The organism is uncultured Thiodictyon sp., from assembly GCA_903837595.1.
Classification (GTDB): Bacteria; Pseudomonadota; Gammaproteobacteria; order Chromatiales; family Chromatiaceae; genus Thiodictyon.
The window spans coordinates 1-2,631 of the sequence record CAILVI010000039.1; the positions used below are offsets into that span (position 1 = coordinate 1).

A 2,631-nucleotide genomic window follows, 5' to 3' on the forward strand; every position below is an offset into this window, starting at 1 on the left:
CCTCTCGACCTTACACAAGCAATCCTTCGATACCTACCAAGCCTTGGTCATGACGTTCCAGGGCAACCCGCCGATGCCTCAGCTGGGGTAGCTTGGCCGGGGTACCTGAACAGTTACGAAAAAAGTAACCCACATCGGCGCCGCTGATGTCCTCATCGGTCGCATACACATAAACGAAGATCGGAAACTCCTCAATGCCGCTTTGAGGGAAACGATGGCGGATAGTGGCAACCAAATCGAGAATGCAGCCGCTTCCGGTGCCGCCACCGAGTGTGGCGAATATATGGAAAGCGCACTGATTTTTCCGGCCGGCGGTCAGTGCCCCCACTTTGTTGGTAAACACCGCTTGGGCAATGCTGTCTGCATTGAAGGCAAAGAGCAACCGACCCAAACGACGCCGTTGATTGGCGCCTTCGATCTTGCTTTGGGACAAGAAACTTGCGACACGCCCGAGGTCGCCAAGCCAGGGGGCGATATCCGGTCGAATGGCGAGGTCGCCGACGGCATTTTGCTGTGGTTTGCTGAGCTCTAGCCAATCATTCGGTTGTAGCGACAGATCCGTACCGAAATAGCTCCAGTTGCGCTTCTCGTGCTTCACGTCCAGGCTCGAATCAATGGCAAGGAATTGCACCTCTACACCTTGATCATGCAGCGCGGTGGTGTCGACAGCCCGCTGCGCCATGACCTTACGGATCTCGCCAAGGGTGCGGCAACCTTGGCCGCCGAGTCCGATAAAGAGGTGGTTTATCATAGTTATAGGCTCCTTGTGATCGAAGGCTGAATGCGGATGTCGGAAATGGCGGCGAATCGGACGATCACCAATTGCGAAAGCGCCAATAGGCCGATTGCCCATGCGAGAGCATACTTTAGTTCATCAATTCCCGGGACAAGCTGTTTCGTGACATAGCTGACGGCCGCTTGGACCTGGGCCGCTAGTGCGGTCTCGGTCCATTCGTTCTGCGGCTTGACGGTAATCGGATAAGATACCGCCGGTAAGCTATGGATGACCTCGGCAGCAACTTCGGCGGGATCACGTACTTGGAAGGGGGCGCCGGGGCCGAGTGGGCCGGAAGGCGTCAGCGGGCGGCGTACATCGGCCGCCGCCACCGACGCCAGGGCCATCGCATCCCGCTCACTTCGCAGCGTGAGGGTATTGTTAGCAGTGCCTTCCTGACTGCCGATGCGGTCCCGTGCGGCCCGTAAGATCCGCAGGTTCCGTGCGCCATCTCTTGTGAACTGGCTGGTCAATTCGGCACGCTGATCGTCGAGCCAGCGCGCGCTACGGTCGGCGCCTAGCCAAGATAACGTCGAGGCAAATACGAATAGGGCAATGATCAGGGTGGCTATCACCGTACCCGGATGTTTGAAGAGCGTCCATTGGCTATTCCAGAGCAATCCCCAGCCCAGATTGAGGGCGAAGAGGGATGCGCAGAAGGCGATGATCGCCCAGATCCAAACGGTCAGATCGAACCGGGAGAGTACGAGTTGGTAGACGAAATCGAGTGAGTCGAAGTAGGTCATGAGGGTCCCGCTCATAAAAAAGACTATCGCGCATCTTGAGTCGTTGCCGACGGCGCGTTCCCCTGGCACTGCCCCCATCGCGTGTCGTGTTTCCGGCGACTGCATGGGCTTTCAGATTCTAGGCTTTTGCTGAGATGCCGTCCACTTTGCAAGGCTTGCTGTAGGCGTTGATTCCGGTGAGTGGACCGAACCAGATAGGACTTCGCCACGGCGGCGCGGGCGACGGACCATCCTCAAATCACCAACCGCCCCTGCTTGTCCGCCACCCGAATGGTGGCGCGGGCGCCCGCGTTGAAGCGCACGAAGTCGGACTCGATGCCATCGCTGAAGATCACCCCGCCCTCCGGCATCTGCGACTGGAGCACCAGCGGGGCGCTGGCCGTGATCTGACCGAAGGCGATCTCCGCCGTCGAGGTCCGGCTCGGCCAGGGCTCGCGCACCGAGAAATACAGATAGTCCGCGTCCCAGGCGAATGATTGCGGCGCCGGGAGTCCGAGCGGGTGCCCGGCGAGCGCGCTCGCGATGCCCTGGGCGCCGGTCAGGACGCTGCGCAGCCAACCGGTGGAGCCCAGCCCGGTGGAGACGATGATGCCGCTGGATGATTGGGATTCTTCTCGTTCTCCAATGCCGATGCGGTAGCGGGCCGAGGTATGGCTGCGGGGGCCGATGAAGAGGTCGTTGACGCCATAGAGGGTCTCGCCGGTGTTCAGCCTGGCCTCGGCCATGGTGACGCGGCGGATTGGGCGCCGCTGCGCGAACACCGCGGGCACCAGGGTCTGGAGCTGCGCCGGCACGAAGGGCACCAACACCCCCTCGATCCGGTCCGGGTCCGGATTGACCCCGATCAATACCTGCCCGTCCAGATATTTGAGTACGTTGGCGACCAGCCCGTCCTGACCCAGTACCACCACCGTGTCGCGTGGCCCGAAGATGAAGTTGGGGACGAAGGCACGATCGAGCGCCTGCACTCGCCCCAGTCGCCCCAGCGCGTGCTCGGTGGCGCGCACCGCCGCCTGGTAGCCCTGGTCTTCGGCCTGATAATCGGCGAAGTCCGCGCCCAAGTGCTCGATATAGAAGCGCGCCTGCTCCAGTGTATTGAAGCGCGCGATC

Annotated in this window: 3 protein-coding genes; all 3 read right to left on the minus strand. The window is 61.0% G+C overall.

Going from position 1 to position 2,631, the window contains the following annotated elements:
* Positions 1-10: 10 nt before the first annotated feature.
* Positions 11-751 (minus strand): tubulin-like doman-containing protein, encoded by a 741-nt coding sequence (locus tag QZY44_RS02490; RefSeq protein ID WP_295441774.1) that lies wholly within the window; start codon positions 749-751, stop codon positions 11-13.
* A 2-nt stretch (positions 752-753) separates the two neighbouring features.
* A complete protein-coding gene (locus tag QZY44_RS02495; protein ID WP_295441776.1) occupies positions 754-1,521 on the minus strand; it encodes a hypothetical protein in 768 nt (255 codons plus the stop codon).
* Between the two features lie 233 nt (positions 1,522-1,754).
* The coding region (locus tag QZY44_RS02500; protein ID WP_295441779.1) for a hypothetical protein at positions 1,755-2,631 on the minus strand (877 nt) is incomplete at its 5' end.